Raw genomic sequence first — 18,446 nt, 5'->3', positions numbered from 1 at the left:
CTGGAGAACCACCCATGACCTCACCCGCGCAGGACCCTGTCCTGGATAACTTCCGGGCGATCGCCGATGCCATCGCCACGCTGTTCTTCCCCCATGCCGAGGTGGTCATCCACGATCTGCGCACGCAGAAGATCGACTACATCGCCAACAACATCTCCAAGCGCGAAGTGGGCGACGACTCCGCCCTCGAAGACATGCTCGGCGAGGACGCCAATGAGCGGAATATCGGCCCCTACGAAAAGCTCAACTGGGACGGCCAGAAGATCCGCAGTCTCAGTAGCGTGCTACGCGACGGCAGCGGCCAGCCGCTGGCGGTGCTGTGCATCAACCTGAATATTTCGCTGTTCGAGAATGCCAAGGCGGCGCTGGACCTGTTCCTCTCGCCGAGCAAACTGATCCCGCAACCGGACTCGCTGTTTCGCGACGACTGGCAGGAGCGCATCAACACCTTCCTGCACAACTGGCTGCGCGAACGGCAGCTGGGCCTGAACCTGCTGACCCGCGAACACAAGCGCGAACTGGTGCTGGCGCTGCACGCCGAAGGCGCGTTCAAGGGCAAAAGCGCCGCCAACTATGTGGCCAACGTGCTGAACATGGGGCGGGCGACGGTGTACAAGCACCTGAAGGAATTGAAGGGCTGACAGCCTCTAAAAGCATCGCGGGCAAGCCTCGCTCCTACAAACCACAGGAGCGAGGCTTGCCCGCGATGGCGTCCTCACGAACGCCACACGACATCAGTCGCCGTAGATGTCGGACTTGAAGTACTTCTCGGAAATCTTCTGATATTCGCCACTGGCGCGAATGCCATCGATGGCGCTATTCAACTGGCTGACCAGCTCGGCATTGCCCTTGCGCACCGCGATTCCCGCGCCCTCACCCACGTATTTCGGGTCCTTCAGTTCCGGCCCGACAAACGCATAGCCCTTGCCGCGCGGCATCGACAGGAAATCATTCAGCGGGATGGTGTCCGCGAAAATCGCATCGAGGCGCCCGGCCGCCAGGTCCATGTAGATCTCTTCGTTGTTGCTGTAGCGCTTGACGTTGATGCCCTTGGGCTCGAACACCTCGGTGGCGTAGCGGTCAGTGGTGGTCGCCCGTTGCACACCGACGTTCTTGCCCTTGAGGCTGGCGTACTGGTCATCGACCGTGGCGCCTTCCTTCATCACCAGCCGCGAGGAAGTGAAGTAGTACTTGTGGGTGAAGTCGACCGACTTCTTGCGGTCTTCGTTGATGGTCATCGACGACAGCGCCATGTCGATCTTCTTCACTTTCAAGGAAGGAATCAGGCCGTCGAATTCACCCTCGACCCATAGGCACTTGACCTGCATCTGCGCGCACAGGGCATTGCCGATGTCGTAGTCGAAACCGACGATCTCGCCCTTGTCGGTTTTCGAGGCGAACGGCGGATAAGCCGCCTCGATGCCGATGCGCAGGGTTTTCTCGGCGGCGAACAGGCTGCTGCACGCCAACAGGCTCAGGGCCAGGCCACTGATGAGGGGGAGTTTCTTCATATTCGTTCTCTCGCGGGTTGTTGTTGGTTTGGCAAGACAGAAGAAAGGAGTGAAACGGTGGAGCCTTGTTTGTACTTGTAAATCCATACTGGACTTTTACGTATATCTCGTCAACGCAGCGGACGCGGTTCAACCGGCCTTTGGTCGAGAGACAGAAATGGGAAAAGCAGGGAAATGGAGGGTGCAGCTGAAGGCCAATAGCGGGCAATCGAGCGCCGACCGGCCGCTCCTACATGGCCAGGTGCTTCTGTAGGAGCGAGGCTTGCCCGCGATAACGGACTTGCGGTCAATACAGAGGGATCAGGCCGTCATTCTTTCCAACGATCCGCCGCCGCATGATCGCTGTCGCGACCTTCCACCCAGCGCGGGCCATCGGCGGTGGTTTCCTTTTTCCAGAACGGTGCGCGGGTTTTCAGGTAGTCCATGACAAAGGCACAGGCGTCGAACGCCGCCTGGCGGTGGGCGCTGGCGGCGCCGACGAAGACGATCGGCTCGCCCGGCTCCAGCGCGCCGACGCGATGCAGCACTTCCAGCTTGAGCAGCGGCCAGCGCTGTTCGGCCTCGGCGGCGATCTTGCCGAGGGCCTTTTCGGTCATGCCCGGGTAATGCTCGAGAAACATCCCGGCCACATCCAGGCCGTCGTTGAAATCACGCACGTAGCCGACAAAGCTCACCACCGCGCCGACGCCGACATTCGCCGCATGCATGGCGTTGACTTCCGCCCCCGGATCGAAGGCGCCCGATTGCACACGAATCGCCATGTCAGCCCCCGGTCACGGTAGGAAAAAACGCCACTTCGTCGCCATCACTCACCGGCTCGTCGAGCTGGCACAGATCTTCGTTGCGGGCGCACATCAGGTTCTGCTCGCTGAGCACCTCAGCGCCCTCGCGTTGGGCCAGCAGGGCGCGCACATCGTCGACCGTGGCGAAATCACCGGCGACCCGCAGCGAATCCACGCCCAGCGCCTCGCGGTAGCGGGCGAAAAACTTCACGGTCAGGTTCATTGTTCATCCGCCTGGTAATGACCGCTCTTGCCGCCCAGCTTCTCCAGCAAGCGCACGCCTTCGATGGTCATGCCGCGGTCCACGGCCTTGCACATGTCATAGATGGTCAGCGCGGCGACGCTGGCGGCGGTCAGGGCTTCCATTTCCACCCCGGTCTGCCCGGCCAGCTTGCAGCGAGCAACGATGCGCACGCTGTCCTCGCCTTCGGCGCTGAGCTCGACCTTGACGCTGGTAAGCATCAGCGGATGGCACAGGGGGATCAGATCGCTGGTCTTTTTCGCCGCCTGGATGCCGGCGATGCGCGCCACGGCGAACACATCACCCTTGGGGTGACCGCCGCTGACGATCATTTGCAGGGTTTGCGGGAGCATGCGCACCCGGGCTTCGGCCGTGGCTTCGCGGGACGTCACGGCTTTGTCGGTGACGTCGACCATATTGGCGCGACCTTGGGAATCGAGATGAGTCAGCACAGCCTTACTCCTGATCAGGAAAGGCGATTGTAAACCCGAGGGTCAAATTTCCGCACGTTTGATTACGCGATCCTTGTAGCCGCTGCCGCAGGCTGCGATTGGCCGCGTAGCGGACGTGATCCGGACTTCCCTAGGGTTACCGGTGAAACGCAACAAGTCCTCTGGCGTCTGCTGCGCAGCCGATCGCAGCCTGCGGCAGCGGCTACAGAAGTTTCATCCAGGCACAAAAAACGGGCGGCCTCGCGGCCGCCCGTCTGGCTAGGGTTACAAATGGGATTCGGCGTATTCGGCCAGAATCGAGCGTGGCACCCCTTGCAGGGTGATGTGCACCCCGTTGGGGAAGTCCTTGAAGCGTTCAGTGAGGTAGGTCAGCCCGGAGCTGGTCGCGGACAGGTAAGGGGTATCGATCTGCGCCAGGTTGCCCAGGCACACCACTTTGGAACCGGCGCCGGCACGGGTGATGATGGTTTTCATCTGGTGCGGGGTGAGGTTCTGGCATTCGTCGATCAGGATCAGGCTCTGCTGGAAGCTGCGGCCACGAATGTAGTTGAGGGATTTGAACTGCAGCGGCACCTTGCTGAGGATGTAGTCGACGCTGCCATGGGTGCTTTCGTCATCCATGTGCAGGGCTTCGAGGTTGTCGGTGATGGCGCCGAGCCAGGGCTCCATCTTTTCCGCTTCGGTGCCCGGCAGGAAGCCGATCTCCTGGTCCAGCCCCTGCACGCTGCGGGTGGCGATGATGCGCCGATAACGCTTGCTGACCATGGTCTGCTCGATGGCCGCGGCCAGGGCCAGGATGGTCTTGCCTGAACCGGCAGCCCCGGACAGGTTGACCAGATGGATGTCCGGATCGAGCAGGGCGAACAGCGCCAGGCCTTGATAGATGTCGCGCGGTTTCAGGCCCCAGGCTTCCTGGTGCAACAGGGGTTCCTGATGCAGGTCGAGAATCAGCAGCACATCGGCGCGAATCTCCTTGATCCAGCCGACGAAACCCTGTTCGTCGATGATGAACTCGTTGATGTGCACCGCCGGCAGGTTGTCGGTGAGTTGCACCTGGTGCCAGGTGCGGCCGTGATCCTGGCGGGTTTCCACCTTGCTCACACGGTCCCAGAAGGAACCGGTCATGTTGTGGAAGCCGTTGGGCAGCAAAGCCACGTCGTCGACCAACTGGTCGGTGCTGTAGTCCTCGGCGGCGATCCCGCAGGCGCGCGCCTTGAGGCGCATGTTGATGTCTTTGGTCACCAGCACCACGCGCAGCTCCTTGTCGCGCGCGTGCAGGTCGATCAACTGGTTGATGATGATGTTGTCGTTGAGGTTTTCCGGCAGCAGGCTGTTGGGCTCGGAGCGCTTGCTCATGAGGATCGACAGCAGGCCTTTGGGGCCGCTCTTGCCACGCTGGATAGGCACACCCAGCTCGACGTCTTCAGGCGAGGCCTCACCCAGGGTCTTGTCGATCAGGCGAATGGCCTGGCGGCATTCCGCTGCAACGCTGTGATGGCCGCTCTTGAGCTTGTCGAGTTCCTCCAGGACGATCATCGGGATCGCCACATGGTGTTCTTCGAAGTTCAGCAGGGCGTTTGGATCGTGAATCAATACATTGGTATCGAGTACATAAAGGATTGGCTGGTTGGAGGAAGGGCTACGTCCGTGGTCATCCATACTCGGTCACCTTATGTGGGGGCCAGTCGACGCAATACCATGGCGGTGCTGCGCCTCGAATTGACCGTCGAATTCACCCGCTGGGGTTCGAGTGAAGTGCACACAAAAGGAGTCTTGGGAGACGCCACCTGTGTTGCAGGTTTCGGCGGTCTGACTTCGTAATACTCCAAAACCTGTGACAGGAAAAAGCACTTTGACGCTTTTTTTAAGTTTATTTTGCAGAGTGACGAATAGCCCTTGGCGCGCTGCCCCGGCACCGTTAAAGTCGTAAGTCCGCCTGCCTCGAAATCCTGGCCAAAATCGGCAAAAACCTCCTCTCCCCCCGTAAATACGGACCTTTCGTCGTTTCTAGCGAAACGCGTCCTGACAATCCTCCCAACCGATTCCGCTCTGCGCCGTCTGCGTCAGCAACCAGGGCAATGCCGTCTTCACCGCGTCCTGCCGGGCGTTGAAATTGATCACTCCGTGCCGCCACAACAGCATCAGGGTCAACACCCGCTGGCCGCTCTGCTCGCCCTTGAGCTTGCCGGCGCCGTCCTGCGGATCGATGTCCCACAGCGCCACCTGCAAGCCTTGTGCATTAAAGAAGCCCTGCGCATCCGCCCGGCGCTGGCCGTAGGGCGGGCGAAACAGCGGCACGTAGTTTTCCGGCAGCTTGCCCTTGGCCAGTTCGACGCTGCGCTCGATCGAGTCCTGCCAGTCTTGCCAATGGCTGTGGGAACGATACTCCCAGCCCTGCACGCCCACGCACTGCTGCGAATACAGGGCCTGCAGGCTGGCCACCGAACGCTGCTCCAGGCGGCTCTGCAACTCGCTGCCAAGCACGAAGAAGGTGCCGTTCATGTTCGACTTGCGCAGGTATTCGGTCAGCCACGGGGTGTTGTCCGGGGCGAGATTGGCGGCGCTGTCGAAGGTCAGCAAAAACAGCCGGTCATTGAGCTCGTCGCCATTGCGCTCGTAGTCGCCAAAACGCTCGATCTCGCTGGCGGTCTGGGGAAACAGCGCGGCCTTGCGCAGCAGCTCGTCCAGATACTGTTCATGGAAGGTCCGGCTCGGCTCGGCCCAGCGGGCGTAATAGGAGTCGTCGCCCAACTGGAACTTGCCGGCCTGCTCGCGCAGGGTGTCCATGTCTTCCACCAGGAAACAGAAGGAAGCGTCCTGGTCGCAGCTCTGCTGGGCGAAGTTGTAGTTGCTCAGCAATTGCCGCCAGAGCCGCTGGCGGACGGCATCGATCGACGCCATGTTGATGATCCGCAGGCCCAGGCGCTGCTTCAACGAGGCTTCATCCCAGGCCTCGCTGTCCAGCAGGGCGCGGGCGAAGGTGAGGATCTCCGCCCGCGACGCCACGTCGAACAGGGTCGGGTTGCCGAGTTGTTCCGGCCAGGTGCTGCGATCCAGGGTCGCCACCTCGTTCGGCGCCGCCAGGGCGCCGAAACTCAACAGCCAGATCGAAAGAAAAAACGCGCTGCGCAAAGGGATGTCTCCATAACAAAACCCGCGCGGCACTATAGCCGATGCCGGCCTCTCGGCCCTATTGCCTAGGCCGCTCCCCTTCCCTTTATAGAAAGCGGACACGCGCCTCCCCGCAGCAGGCCATCGCCGATCGACGGACGACCGGCGGCCCCCCTATTGCCTTCATAGGTGGAGTCAAAGCGCTCAAGCCCCTAGAATCCCCCGACGCTTACAGGAGACGACTTCATGCTGATGGTGATTTCACCCGCCAAGACCCTCGATTTCGAGACCCCGCCCGTCACTCAACACTTCACCCAGCCGCAGTACCTCGATCACTCCCAGGAACTGATCCTGCAATTGCGCGAACTGAGCCCGGCGCAAATCAGCGAACTGATGCACGTCTCCGACAAGATCGGCGGCCTCAACGCCGCGCGCTTCGGCAGCTGGACCCCGGCCTTCACTCCGGCCAACGCCAAGCAGGCGCTGCTGGCGTTCAAGGGCGACGTGTACACCGGCCTGAATGCCGAAACCCTGAGCGAAGCCGATTTCGACTACGCCCAGCAGCATCTGCGCATGCTTTCCGGCCTGTACGGCCTGCTGCGCCCGCTGGACCTGATGCAGCCCTATCGCCTGGAAATGGGCACCAAGCTGGCCAACGCCCGCGGCAAGGACCTGTACGCCTTCTGGGGCACGCGCATCAGCGAATGGCTCAACGAAGCCCTGGCCGAACAGGGCGACGAGCTGCTGCTCAACCTGGCTTCCAACGAATACTTCTCGGCGGTCAAGCGCACGGCCCTGAACGCCCGGATCATCAATACCGAGTTCAAGGACCTGAAGAACGGCCAGTACAAGATCATCAGCTTCTACGCCAAGAAGGCCCGGGGCATGATGAGCCGCTTCGTCATAGAAGAACGCATCAACGACCCGGCGGCCCTCAAGCAGTTCGATGTCCAGGGTTACCGCTACAGCGCCGAACAGTCGAAACCCGACAATCTGGTTTTCCTGCGCGATCACGCACCGGAATAACGCACGCGGTCGATGCACTGGTTTCGCGCAAACGAGTGCGTCGACGAGCGGTCACTTTCCTCTTTGACTCCCGCCAAAACGCCAAACAATTGGCGCCAAAATATCTTCTTCTGAATTTATAACTTTTGTTTCACTCGACAGAGGTCATTTTTTTCAGTAGTGGCACACAAATTTTTTATCGGTAGTGGCATAAAAATATCCCCGCGCTTTAACTCCCCATAACTAAAGGCTGAAATGGTAAGTGCTATCAATATGAAAGCAGTGCCATCTTTTGCAATATTTCAAGAAATTTCAGAAAACAGGATCAGCGGTCTGGAACTATGTCCTGAACCACCGCTCATACCACCGGTAACGATTCTCAGCGAGTTTGTAGGAGATGACTTACATGGGATCCAACAACAGTAGCGAAGTTGTCATATTGTCCTGACCTACTGCTCAGGAACTCGAACTCAGGGTCAATACACAGGAGATAATGCACCATTACTATCCCCTACAAGGCCATGGCATAGCCCGCCTTAAAGCGCTTCCGGGAGCGTGTAACTACCTGATTATCATGGACCTGTTCCTATAAATCAGGATTATCGCCAACCTCGGAGCAGCCTTCCAACAGGAAGGACGGCAACATTTAAGGGCAGCCCCTACAACAAGGCCAAGTTGCGCACAACTTGAGTGCACTTATTTAGACACTCGGAACTTAGTCTGCCTGCACTGGATATCTCAACGCCTGTTCGTTGAACTTCCGAGTGCGTAATTACAGCTGGCAAACATTAACTCCGGCCATCTAATGGCGTGAATAACACAGAGGTAAATGCGATGCGCATCAGCATATTTGGTTTGGGTTACGTCGGTGCAGTATGTGCCGGTTGCCTGTCTGCACGGGGCCATGAGGTCGTTGGCGTCGATGTTGCCAAGGACAAGATCGATATGATCAACGCCGGTAAATCGCCGATCGTTGAACCGGGTCTGGGTGAACTTCTGGCGCAAGGTATTCAAACCGGTCGTCTGCGCGGAACCACCAACTTCGCCGAGGCGATTCGCGACACCGACTTGTCGATGATCTGTGTCGGCACGCCCAGCAAGAAGAACGGCGACCTGGAACTCAACTACATCGAAGCGGTATGCCGCGAGATCGGTTTTGTCCTGCGCGACAAGACCTCCCGCCACACCATCGTGGTGCGCAGTACCGTACTGCCGGGCACTGTCGCCAACGTAGTGATCCCGATTCTCGAAGACTGCTCCGGCAAGAAGGCCGGCGTCGACTTCGGCGTCGCGGTCAACCCTGAGTTCCTGCGTGAAAGCACCGCGATCAAGGACTACGACTTCCCACCGATGACCGTGATCGGCGAATTCGACAAGGCCTCGGGCGACGTCCTGCAATCGCTGTACGAAGAACTCGACGCACCGATCATCCGCAAGGACATCGCTGTCGCCGAGATGATCAAGTACACCTGCAACGTGTGGCACGCCACCAAGGTCACCTTCGCCAACGAGATCGGCAACATCGCCAAGGCCGTCGGCGTCGATGGTCGTGAAGTGATGGACGTGGTCTGCCAGGACAAGACCCTCAACCTGTCCCAGTACTACATGCGCCCAGGCTTCGCCTTCGGCGGTTCCTGCCTGCCCAAGGATGTGCGCGCCCTGACCTTCCGCGCCGGTTCCCTGGACGTCGAAGCACCGCTGCTCAACTCGCTGATGCGCAGTAACGAGTCCCAGGTGCAGAACGCCTTCGACATCGTCTCCAGCCACGACAAGCGCAAAGTCGCCCTGCTCGGCCTGAGCTTCAAGGCCGGTACCGACGATCTGCGCGAAAGCCCGCTGGTGGAGCTGGCGGAAATGCTGATCGGCAAGGGCTTCGACCTGAGCATCTACGACAGCAACGTCGAGTACGCCCGCGTCCACGGTGCCAACAAGGACTACATCGAGTCCAAGATCCCCCACGTCTCGTCCCTGCTCAACGCGGACTTCGACTCGGTGATCGACAACTCCGACGTGATCATCCTCGGCAACCGCGACGAGAAGTTCCGCGCCCTGGCCGAAGAAGTGCCGCATGGCAAACAGGTCATCGACCTGGTCGGGTTCATGTCCAAGGCCACCAGCGCGAGCGGCCGGACCGAAGGTATCTGCTGGTAAGCCGGCAGATTCGGGAAGCACGGCAACCGCTTCGCGGTTGATCGCGAGCAAGCTCGCTCCTGCAAGGATCGCATCGCACCTGTAGGAGCCAGCTTGCTGGCGATGGCGTCCGCCAGGGCGCCAACGCCATCCCGGCTTTTTCGCCTGCCTTAACCCCATCGGGCCACCCCACAGGCTCGCCCGAGATCGAGACGGATGCAGATTATGCACAGGCTAAAGCACGGCCTACTTCAGGCCGCAGGTTGGCTGTTTTTCTTGAGTTTACTGATGGGTCTCGCCCTGGCGTTGCCCGCGTCCACATTCGACTCCGAATCGAAGGACTTCATCTTCCTGATTGGCGCCGTGGGTATCTGGCGCTACTCGATGGGTGCCACGCATTTCGTGCGCGGCATGCTGTTTCTCTACGTGGTCTACCCGCACCTGCGCCGCAAGGTCCGCAAGCTGGGCAAGGCCGCCGATCCGTCCCACGTGTACCTGATGGTCACCAGCTTCCGGATCGACGCCCTGACCACCGCCCAGGTCTATGGCTCGGTGATCCGTGAAGCCATCGACTGCGGCTTCCCTACCACCGTGGTCTGCTCGATCGTGGAGATGTCCGACGAGCTGCTGGTGAAAAGCCTCTGGGCCCGCATGAACCCGCCAGCCCACGTCAAGCTCGACTTCGTGCGCATCCCCGGCACCGGCAAGCGCGACGGCCTGGCCTTCGGTTTCCGCGCCATCTCCCGCCACCTGCCGGACGACCGCGCCGTGGTAGCGGTGATCGACGGCGACACCGTGCTCGGCGAAGGCGTAGTGCGCAAGACCGTGCCCTGGTTCCAGCTGTTCGGCAACGTCGGCGGCCTGACCACCAACGAGTTCTGCGAAGTGCGCGGCGGCTACATCATGAGCGAGTGGCACAAGCTGCGCTTCGCCCAGCGCCACATCAACATGTGCTCCATGGCCCTGTCCAAGCGCGTGCTGACCATGACCGGACGCATGTCGGTGTTCCGCGCCAGCGTGGTCACCAACCCGGACTTCATCGCCGACGTGGAAAGCGACTCGCTGCAACACTGGCGCCTGGGCCGCTTCAAGTTCCTCACCGGCGACGACAAGTCCAGCTGGTTCAGCCTGATGCGCCTGGGCTACGACACCTTCTACGTGCCCGATGCGGCGATCAACACCGTGGAGCACCCGCCGGAGAAGAGTTTCATCAAAGCCAGCCGCAAGCTGATGTTCCGCTGGTACGGCAACAACCTGCGGCAGAACTCCCGGGCCCTGGGCCTGGGTCTCAAGCGCCTGGGCCTGTTCACCAGCGTGGTGCTGTTCGACCAGCGCGTGTCGATGTGGACCTCCCTGCTCGGCCTGACCGTGGCCCTGATCGCCAGCTTCAAGTACGGCACCGCCTTCATCCTGGTGTACCTGCTGTGGATCGGTATCACCCGCCTGCTGCTGACCCTGCTGCTGTCCTGCTCGGGGCACCGGATCGGCCCGGCCTACCCTTTGATCCTCTATTACAACCAGATCGTCGGGGCCCTGGTGAAGATCTACGTGTTCTTCCGCCTCGACCAACAGTCCTGGACCCGCCAACCGACTGCTCTGTCCCGTGACCTCGCCAGCTTTCAACGTTGGTTCAACACCTGGTCGTCTCGGACCATGACCTTCTCCGCCGGCAGCATTTTCGTCGCCGCGCTGCTGCTGATGGTCTGACCCGCCTTGCCTGAATTAACTAGGAAATCGCCCTTATGAACACCGCCGTGAACGTCAATGTAGTGCATGAATCCGAAGCCCAACGCCAACACGCCCGGGTCAAGATCCCGGCCAAGCTGCGCTTCTTCGGCCCCGACCGAACCCCGGTCGAGGCGCGGGTCATCGACCTCTCCGCCGGCGGCCTGAGCTTCAACTGCGGGCAGTTGCCGATCAAGGTCGGCGACGTGCACAAGGGCCGCCTGCAGTTCGTCATCGACAACCTCGGGCTGGCCATGGACGTGGAGTTGCAGGTGCGCTCCGTGGATCGCCAGAGCGGCCGGGTCGGCTGCCAGTTCCAGAACCTCGAGCCCCAGGACATCTCGACCCTGCGCCAGTTGATCACCTCGCACCTGGCCGGCGACATCGTGACCATGGGCGACGTGCTCGCCACCCTGCAGCGCGACAACTTCACCAAGGCGCGCAAGAACAAGGACGCCGGCCACGGCATGAGCGCCCTGGGCCGCCTGCGCGCGGTGACCTTCAGCGCCGGGATCTTCGTCGTTGGCCTGGCGGCCTTCGGCTTCATCCTCAAGTCGGTGTACGGCATGTACTTCGTCAGCCACGCCCAGGCCGGCCTGGTCAGCGCGCCGGGGATGAACGTCACGATGCCGCGCGACGGCACCGTGCAGAGCCTGATCCAGGCCGACGGCGTGGCCGCCAAGGGCGCCCCGCTGGCGACCTTCAGCACCAGCATGCTCGACGTGCTCAAGGGCCACCTGAACGAAGACCAGCTGCAACCGGCCAAGGTCGAGGAACTGTTCGGCAAGCAGATGACCGGCACCCTGACCTCGCCCTGCGACTGCACCGTGGCCCAGCAGATGGTTGCCGACGGCCAGTACGCCAGCAAGGGCGACGTGATCTTCCAGCTGGTCCCGCGTAACAGCCAGGCCAACGTCGAAGCGCGTTTCTCCTACCGCCAGTTCGCCGACGTGCGTCCGGGGACCAAGGTCAGCTTCCAGATCGCCGGCGAAGACGAGGTGCGCAGCGGCACCATCGTCAGCAGCACCAGCCTCAACAGCAGCGACCTGTCCTCGGACATTCGCGTGCAGATCAAGCCCGACGCCCCGCTGAGCAGCGCCTTCTCCGGCCGCCCGGTGGAAGTCAGCAGCGACCGCGGCCCGTCCGTGAACTGGCTGATCGACAAAGCCATGGCTGCCGGTCTCTAACCATGACTATTCATACCCCACTCCCGATGACGAAAACGGCCCCTGTAGCCGCTGCCGCAGGCTGCGATCGAGTGCAACGCACTCGTGAAGGGGATGAATGCGGTCTGGCGAACACAGCGCGCCGTCCGGAACCCGTCCGCTACGCGGCCGATCGCAGCCTGCGGCAGCGGCTACAAGGTTCGGCATTGCTGTTGCCTCTGGTGACCGCCATGGCCCTGGCCGGTTGCGCCGGCCTGCCCGACCAGCGCCTGGCCAACGAAGCCCTGAAGCGCGGCGACACCGTGCTCGCGGAGCAGAACTACCGGCAGCTGGCGGACCTGGGTTACAGCGACGCCCAAGTCGGCCTGGCCGATATCCAGATGGAAACCCGCGACCCGGCGAAGATCAAGCAAGCCGAGGCGACCTACCGCGCCGCGGCCGACACTTCGCCGCGGGCCCAGGCGCGCCTGGGTCGCCTGCTGGTGGCCAAGCCCGGCTCCACCGAAGCCGAGCACCACGAAGCCGAAGGCCTGTTGAAAAAGGCCTTCGCCAATGGTGAAGGCAACACCCTGATCCCGCTGGCGATGCTCTACCTGCAATATCCGCAGAGCTTCCCCAAGGTCAACGCCCAGCAGCAGATCAGCCAATGGCGCAGCGCAGGCTACCCGGAAGCCGGCCTGGCCCAGGTGCTGCTGTACCGCACCCAGGGCACCTACGACCAGCACCTGGCCGAGGTGGAAACCATCTGCAAGGCGGCGCTGAACGTCACCGATATCTGCTACGTCGAACTGGCCACCGTCTACCAGAAACGCGGCCAGCCGGAGCAACAGGCCGAGCTGCTCAAGCAGCTGCAGGCCGGCCACGCCCGCGGCGTCATCAGCGCGCAACGGGTCGACAGCGTGGCCCGGGTGCTGGGCGATGCGAGCCTGGGCAAGACCGACGAGAAAACCGCGCAGGCGCTGCTGGAGCCGATCGCTCCCGGCTACCCGGCCTCCTGGGTCACCCTGGCGCAGCTGCTCTACGACTTCCCTGAACTCGGCGACGTCGACAAGATGATGCAGTACCTGGACAACGGTCGCGCCGCCGACCAGCCCCGCGCCGAACTGCTGCTGGGCAAGCTCTACTACGAAGGCAAGATGGTCCCGGCCGACGCCAAGGTCGCCGAAGAACACTTCAAGAAGGCCCAGGGCAAGGAAGTCGCCGCCGATTACTACCTCGGCCAGATCTACCGCCGCGGCTACCTGGGCCAGGTCTATCCGCAAAAAGCCCTGGACCACCTGCTGACCGCCGCGCGCAACGGCCAGAACAGCGCCGACTTCGCCATCGCCCAGCTGTTCTCCCAGGGCAAGGGCACCAAGCCCGACCCGCTCAACGCCTATGTCTTCAGCCAGCTGGCCAAGACCCAGGACACCCCGCAAGCCAACGAGCTTGCGCAACAACTCGAAGCCCAACTGCCGCCAGGCCAACGCGCCGAGGCCCAACGCCTGCTGCAACAGGAGCAGGCCGTGCGTGGCGCCTTGAGCCAGAACACGTTGGAACTGCACGCGTTGCAGGAAGAAGACGGTGAGGAATCCCTATGAAGTTCACTCCATCCAGCCACGCCAATCCTGTAGCCGCTGCCGCAGGCTGCGATCGAGCGCGCAGCGCTCGCCAACCGGGCGACCGAGATCTGTCAGTGGCACCGCGTGCGCAGGTTTTGCGGCTGCTGCGCAGCCGATCGCAGCCTGCGGCAGCGGCTACGGGAAAACTGTTCAGCCTGTCGAAGCTGGGTGTGGCCCTGGGTTTTGCCCTGGCCTGGTCCAACCCGACGCTGGCGGCCGTCACCGACACCAAGAACTTCGGCCTGGAAGTGAAGATCACCGGCCAGTCCGAAGACGACCGTGACCTCGGCACCCTGGGCGGCGGCGACGTCAATGGCGTCGGCCTCGACCTGCGGCCCTGGGTCTACGGCGAAAGCGGCAACTGGAGCGCCTACGCCATGGGCCAGGCGGTGACCTCGACCGATATCATCGAGACCGACACCCTGCAGCAGTCCGACGGCGCCAGCACCGAAAGCAGCAACAACAGCGACCGCAAGAGCAAGAAGAACTACCTGGCGATGCGCGAGTTCTGGATCGGCTACAGCGGCCTCACCCCCTACCCGGGCGAGCAGTTGAAGTTCGGTCGCCAGCGCCTGCGCAACGACGACGGCCAATGGCGCGACACCAACATCGAAGCCCTGAACTGGACCTTCGACACCACCCTACTGCGCGCCAACGTCGGCATCGCCGAGCGCTTCAGCGAGTACCGCACCGACCTCAAGGAGCTGGCGCCGGAAGACAAGGATCGCCTGCACGTCTACGGCGATGTGGCCTACCAGTGGACCCCGGGGCATTGGGCTGGCGTGCGCGCGCACCACAGCCACGACGACGGCAAGCTCGACTACCCGGTTCCGGGCGAAGCCACCGACTCCCTGGACAAGCGCCAGAACGGCGACCTGACCTGGCTCGGCCTGGAAGCCAACAGCGACGCCTACAACTGGCGCAACACCAACACCGTCAACTACTGGGCGAGCATCACCGGCATGAGCGGCGACCGCGACAAGGTCAACGCGCTGAACGCCGACGGCACCCGCCCGGCCCAGGCCAAGAGCGGCGAGAGCCTCGACGGCTGGGCCACCGACCTCGGCGTGCGCCTGCGCCTGGACCCGAAATGGCAGGTCGGCGCGGCCTACGCCCGCGCCAGCGGCGACTACGAACAGAACGGCCTGGAAAGCAACCGCTCGAACTACACCGGGACCCGCTCGCGGGTGCACCGTTTCGGCGAAGCCTTCCGCGGCGAAATGAACAACATGCAGACCGCCACCCTGTTCGGTTCCTGGATGCTCGCCGATGAATACGACGCCAGCCTGATCTACCACAAGTTCTGGCGCGTGGACGGCAACAAGCCGGTGGGCAGCAACGGTATCAACGCCGTGGAAAACAACTACGACGACGCCACCGGCGCCCTGCTCTCCAGCTCGTCCCTGCCGCTGCGCGATGGCGAGAAAGACCTAGGCCAGGAAGTGGACCTGGTGGTCACCAAGTACTTCAAGCAAGGCCTGCTGCCGGCCGCGCTCAGCCAGTCGATCGACGAGCCTTCGGCGCTGGTGCGCTTTCGTGGCGGCGTGTTCAAGCCGGGCGATGCCTATGGCAAGAACGTCGACTCGTACATGCACCGCGCCTTTATCGACGTGATCTGGCGCTTCTGATGCGAGTCGCCAAGGGAGTGCCTGAGATGAACAGCCCGATGAACAGCCCAGCGATCAGAGGCTCGATCAGCCTGTTGGCCGGCGCCATGCTGCTGGCCAGCAGCGCCGCCTTCGCCAACGTCGAACCGGCCCCGGCCGCCGCGCCCGGCAAGCAGCCGACCGTGGCCAAGGAGCTGCAACAGGCCAAGACCTACACCGTCAGCAGCGCGCCCACCGCGCCGCTGAACCTGGCCAAGCCGGCCCTGCCCGACCTCTCCGGCTACACCGCCGAAGCGGCGGCGGCGAAGATCGTGCGCAGCAAGCCCGGCAAGATCAGCGTGCGCCGCATGATGCAGGAAGACGCGCTGAAGGACTTTATCGGCGGTGACAACAAGATGGCCGAATGGGTGGTGCGCCAGCACGGCATCCCCCAGGCGATCTTCATCGACGACGGTTACGTCAACCTCAAGGAGCTGGCGAAGAAGCTGCCCAAGCAGTACATCAGCGAAACCTCGCCGGGCGTTTACCTGGCGCGGCTGCCGATCGTGGTCGGGCGCAAGGGCATCCTGGAAATCGACCAGCAGACCCAGGAACTGCGCCTGTCCCAGGAAGGCGGTTCGTTCCTGGTCAACGACGGCCAGCTGTTCGTGCGCGACACCAAGGTCACCGGCTGGCGCGAGAAGGACAACGGCCCGGCGACGTTCAACTCGCCCAAGGAATTCCGTCCGTTCCTGCTGGCCTGGGGCGGCACCGAGACCTACATCGTCAACAGCAAGATGGCCAGCTTCGGCTACGCCAACAGTAAGTCCTACGGCGTGAGTATTTCCCAGTACACGCCGAACATGGCCAAGGTGCTCAAGCGCCCCGAACCCACCGGCTGGATCATCGGCTCTGAGTTCTCGGACATGTGGTACGGCTTCTATTGCTACGAGACCCGCGACTTCGTGGTCAAGGGCAACACCTACAAGGACAACATCGTCTACGGCATCGACCCCCACGACCGTTCGCACCGGCTGATCATCGCCGACAACACCGTCTACGGGACCAAGAAGAAGCACGGGATCATCATTTCCCGGGAAGTGAACGACAGCTTCATCTTCAACAACCGCAGCTACGAGAACAACCTTTCGGGCCTGGTGATCGACCGTAACAGCGTGAACAACCTGATCGCCGACAACGAGATCTACCGCAACCACACCGACGGCATCACCCTCTACGAGAGTGCCGACAACCTGCTGTGGGGTAACAAGGTGATCAGCAACCGGCGCCACGGCATCCGCATTCGCAACAGCGTGAACATCCGCCTGTACGAGAACGTCGCCATGGCCAACGGCCTGACCGGCGTCTACGGCCACATCAAGGACCTCTCCGACACCGACCGCGACATCAAGCTCGACCCGTTCGACGCCCAGGTGTCGCTGATCGTGGTCGGCGGCGAGCTGGCCGCCAATGGCAGCGGCCCGATGTCCATCGACTCGCCGTTGAGCGTCGAGCTGTACCGCGTGTCCATGCTCGCCCCGACCAAGAGCAGCGGCATCAGCTTCTCGGGGATCCTCGGCGAGCGCCAGGACGAAATTCTTGACCTGCTGGTGCGCCAGCAGAAAGCCGTGCTGATCGACCCTGTCGAACGCCAGACCGAAATGCGCGATTGAGGATGACTGTCATGCGCCCACACCTGATCAAACTCTTGAGCCTCTCGGCATTGACCGCGGGCATTCTCGCCGCCAGCAACAGCGCTCGCGCCGACGAAACCCAGGCACCGAAGTTCACCGCCGAGCCCTGCTGCAACCTGTGCCCGGCGGCCCATGACGCGAAGAACTACACCACCCGCTACCAGCAGAACTTCACCACCCTGGTGCAAGCCCAGGGCGACTGGCTGTTCCGCACCCAGGAAGACCTGCGTACCGAATTCAACACCACGCCGGAAGGTTATCGCCGCCTGCAACAGCTGCACGATGCCTTCAAGAGCAAGGGCGTGGAGCTGGTGCTGGTCTACCAGCCGACCCGTGGCCTGGTGAACCGCAACAAGCTCAACCCGCAGGAGAAGGCCAGCTTCGACTACGACAAGGCGCTGAAAAACTACCAGGGCATGCTCGGCCGTTTCGCCCAGATGGGCTACGTGGTGCCGGACCTGTCGCCGCTGACCAACGAGCAACTGCCGGAGACCCTGCCGGCCCACGACTTCTACTTCCGCGGCGACCAGCACTGGACCCCGTACGGCGCCCAGCGCACGGCGAAGATCGTGGCGCAGAAGGTCAAGCAGTTGCCGGCCTTCGCCGACATTCCCAAGCGTGAGTTCGAGACCCACAAGTCCGGGCGCATGGGCAAGACCGGCACCCTGCACAACATGGCCGGCCAGCTCTGCGGCACCAGCTACGCGATCCAGTACATGGACCAGTTCACCACCGAACCCAAGGGCGAGGCCGGCGACGGCGACCTGTTCGGTGATTCCGGCAACCCGGAGATCACCCTGGTGGGCACCAGCCACAGTGGCAAGAACTACAACTTCGCCGGCTTCCTGCAGGAAGAGATCGGCGCCGACATTCTCAACGTCGCCTTCCCCGGCGGCGGCTTCGAAGGCTCCATGCTGCAGTACCTGGGCAGCGAGGAATTCCAGACCAAGCCACCGAAGATCCTGATCTGGGAATTCTCGCCGCTGTACCGCCTGGACCAGGAAACCATCTACCGGCAGATGATGGCCCTGCTCGACAACGGCTGCGAAGGCAAGCCGGCGCAAATGAGCGCCAGCGCCACCCTCAAGCCCGGCAAGAACGAGCTGATGGTCAACAGCAAGAACATGGACCTGCGTAACAGCAGCCACCAGGTCGATATCCGCTTCGCCGACACCTCGGTGAAAACCCTGCAAGCCACCCTCTGGTACATGAACGGGCGCCACGAGGACATCAAGATCGACAAACCGGAAACATCCGACACCGACGGGCGTTTCGCCTTTGAACTGCGCACCGACGAAGACTGGGCCTCGCAGAACCTGCTGGCGGTCGAAGTCCAGGGTCCGGAAGCCGACGCCGCGGCACAGAAAGTCGAAGCGAAAATTTGCAAACGCAACGTATTCCCGGATGCCGGTCAACGCACCGCGCAAATCGGGCAATGAGGT

At 62.2% G+C, this 18,446-nt stretch carries 15 protein-coding genes; 9 read left to right on the top strand and 6 right to left on the bottom strand.

Translation table 11 applies throughout. The features are described 5' to 3' along the window. Positions 1–14 precede the first annotated feature (14 nt). Positions 15–641 (top strand): helix-turn-helix transcriptional regulator, encoded by a 627-nt coding sequence (locus AC07VU_RS01410; RefSeq protein WP_009042281.1) that lies wholly within the window; start codon positions 15–17, stop codon positions 639–641. Between the two features lie 93 nt (positions 642–734). On the opposite strand, the gene AC07VU_RS01405 is transcribed toward AC07VU_RS01410, so the two are convergent. The 6 genes from AC07VU_RS01405 to AC07VU_RS01380 all read right to left on the bottom strand — a co-directional run bounded on the left by AC07VU_RS01405 (position 735) and on the right by AC07VU_RS01380 (position 6,118). Next, positions 735–1,511: an ABC transporter substrate-binding protein gene (locus tag AC07VU_RS01405; RefSeq protein WP_277587906.1), complete on the bottom strand. Its 777-nt coding sequence runs from the start codon at positions 1,509–1,511 to the stop codon at positions 735–737. 308 nt (positions 1,512–1,819) lie between these two features. Next, the gene (gene moaE, locus AC07VU_RS01400; RefSeq protein ID WP_274305594.1) at positions 1,820–2,272 is read right to left on the bottom strand and encodes a molybdopterin synthase catalytic subunit MoaE; all 453 of its coding nucleotides are present in this window, start codon (positions 2,270–2,272) and stop codon (positions 1,820–1,822) included. A 1-nt stretch (position 2,273) separates the two neighbouring features. Then, positions 2,274–2,516: a molybdopterin converting factor subunit 1 gene (gene moaD / locus AC07VU_RS01395; protein WP_007932097.1), complete on the bottom strand. Its 243-nt coding sequence runs from the start codon at positions 2,514–2,516 to the stop codon at positions 2,274–2,276. Next, complete coding sequence (gene moaC, locus AC07VU_RS01390; RefSeq protein WP_009047097.1) at positions 2,513–2,986, bottom strand: cyclic pyranopterin monophosphate synthase MoaC; 474 nt, start codon at positions 2,984–2,986, stop codon at positions 2,513–2,515. The genes moaD and moaC overlap by 4 nt, the downstream gene beginning before the upstream one ends. 264 nt (positions 2,987–3,250) lie before the next feature. After that, the gene (locus tag AC07VU_RS01385; RefSeq protein WP_007929389.1) at positions 3,251–4,645 is read right to left on the bottom strand and encodes a PhoH family protein; all 1,395 of its coding nucleotides are present in this window, start codon (positions 4,643–4,645) and stop codon (positions 3,251–3,253) included. A gap of 348 nt (positions 4,646–4,993) precedes the next feature. Beyond that, positions 4,994–6,118 carry a polysaccharide deacetylase family protein gene (locus AC07VU_RS01380; RefSeq protein ID WP_367602470.1) on the bottom strand — a complete coding sequence of 375 codons (1,125 nt, stop codon included), beginning with the start codon at positions 6,116–6,118 and terminating at the stop codon, positions 4,994–4,996. A 225-nt stretch (positions 6,119–6,343) separates the two neighbouring features. Here AC07VU_RS01380 and yaaA point away from each other — a divergent pair, with 225 nt between their 5' ends. From yaaA to AC07VU_RS01340, 8 genes are all read left to right on the top strand, one after another. Next, the gene (gene yaaA / locus AC07VU_RS01375) at positions 6,344–7,123 is read left to right on the top strand and encodes a peroxide stress protein YaaA (RefSeq protein WP_495029435.1); all 780 of its coding nucleotides are present in this window, start codon (positions 6,344–6,346) and stop codon (positions 7,121–7,123) included. 813 nt (positions 7,124–7,936) lie between these two features. Then, positions 7,937–9,253: a nucleotide sugar dehydrogenase gene (locus AC07VU_RS01370; RefSeq protein ID WP_087091309.1), complete on the top strand. Its 1,317-nt coding sequence runs from the start codon at positions 7,937–7,939 to the stop codon at positions 9,251–9,253. Positions 9,254–9,457: 204 nt separating this feature from the next. Beyond that, the gene (gene alg8 / locus AC07VU_RS01365; RefSeq protein ID WP_009042274.1) at positions 9,458–10,939 is read left to right on the top strand and encodes a mannuronan synthase; all 1,482 of its coding nucleotides are present in this window, start codon (positions 9,458–9,460) and stop codon (positions 10,937–10,939) included. Positions 10,940–10,974: 35 nt separating this feature from the next. Further along, positions 10,975–12,144: a PilZ domain-containing protein gene (locus AC07VU_RS01360; RefSeq protein ID WP_495029434.1), complete on the top strand. Its 1,170-nt coding sequence runs from the start codon at positions 10,975–10,977 to the stop codon at positions 12,142–12,144. A gap of 26 nt (positions 12,145–12,170) precedes the next feature. Continuing rightward, positions 12,171–13,703, top strand: a complete 1,533-nt coding sequence (algK, locus tag AC07VU_RS01355) for an alginate biosynthesis TPR repeat lipoprotein AlgK (RefSeq protein WP_062823611.1) — start codon at positions 12,171–12,173, stop codon at positions 13,701–13,703. Further along, the gene (locus AC07VU_RS01350) at positions 13,700–15,352 is read left to right on the top strand and encodes an alginate export family protein (protein ID WP_495029433.1); all 1,653 of its coding nucleotides are present in this window, start codon (positions 13,700–13,702) and stop codon (positions 15,350–15,352) included. The genes algK and AC07VU_RS01350 overlap by 4 nt, the downstream gene beginning before the upstream one ends. A 26-nt stretch (positions 15,353–15,378) precedes the next feature. Continuing rightward, the gene (gene algG, locus AC07VU_RS01345) at positions 15,379–16,983 is read left to right on the top strand and encodes a mannuronan 5-epimerase AlgG (protein ID WP_495029432.1); all 1,605 of its coding nucleotides are present in this window, start codon (positions 15,379–15,381) and stop codon (positions 16,981–16,983) included. Positions 16,984–16,994: 11 nt separating this feature from the next. Further along, on the top strand, positions 16,995–18,443 hold the full coding sequence (locus AC07VU_RS01340; protein ID WP_495029431.1) for an alginate O-acetyltransferase: 1,449 nt from the start codon (positions 16,995–16,997) through the stop codon (positions 18,441–18,443). The last annotated feature ends 3 nt before the right edge of the window (positions 18,444–18,446 follow it).

Source organism: Pseudomonas sp. GW821-FHT02B10, from assembly GCF_059421865.1.
Note: the sequence above shows the minus strand (reverse complement) of the source record. Positions and strands in the feature narration are given on the sequence as shown.